General features: G+C 52.3%; 1 protein-coding gene. It reads left to right on the forward strand.

Annotation, left to right across the window (positions count from 1 at the left end):
- The first annotated feature begins 136 nt into the window (after positions 1–136).
- Positions 137–607: a hypothetical protein gene (locus tag OX89_RS05835; protein ID WP_157497344.1), complete on the forward strand. Its 471-nt coding sequence runs from the start codon at positions 137–139 to the stop codon at positions 605–607.
- Positions 608–700: the final 93 nt, after the last annotated feature.

Below are 700 nucleotides of genomic sequence, written 5' to 3' on the forward strand. Positions count from 1 at the left end.
CCGGTGACCTTGTAGCACTTACGCATTCGAGTTATTCAGGGCATCCCTAGCAGGCACACATATCGAATCAGGCGATAAATTTCAGGCGACGTGGGACGCACGCTTCAAAGCCTTGGCAAAAGCGCCAATCAAACTCGTGAGCATCGTTGATCGATATGCCATTGGCCAGCATATTGCCCACGCTCAGGATCAGCTCTCTGGCCTAGAGCGGTTTCTGCGGCTACTGGACATCGATGCCACTGGACAACGCCACGTCACGATCTATTCCGCCTGGACTGCTGATCTGTCCGGAGCGAACAGGAAATCGATTGACGACATTGAGACTGAATTACGCGCCGTTTTTGGCAGATTGCCGAACAAGAACATCAAACGCATCAAAGTTTTCATGGTGCCAAACACGGGTTTCCGTGATGACGGCCACGACCGGTTTGTTCGGTTTGGCGATTACGTCTGGGATATCGGGCTTGGCCTCGAAGTATTTGATGGCGCCTACTCTGCAAAACGATCATCCGCCGGGTTCAAGTCCGGCACGGCGATAGGTGGCTACAAAAGTGTCGAACAAGACCTTGCCGGAAATGGTGATACGAAATCCAGGGAGATCAGATAAATGGCGACGGAAGCGCTGACCAAACAGTTTCGCGAATTGATCAACGACTGAATCGCCCCGGATTCCCTAGACACTTTTGAGCCGTTGGGAATG

The organism is Diaphorobacter sp. J5-51 (assembly GCF_001023515.1).
GTDB lineage: Bacteria > Pseudomonadota > Gammaproteobacteria > Burkholderiales > Burkholderiaceae_C > Diaphorobacter > Diaphorobacter nitroreducens.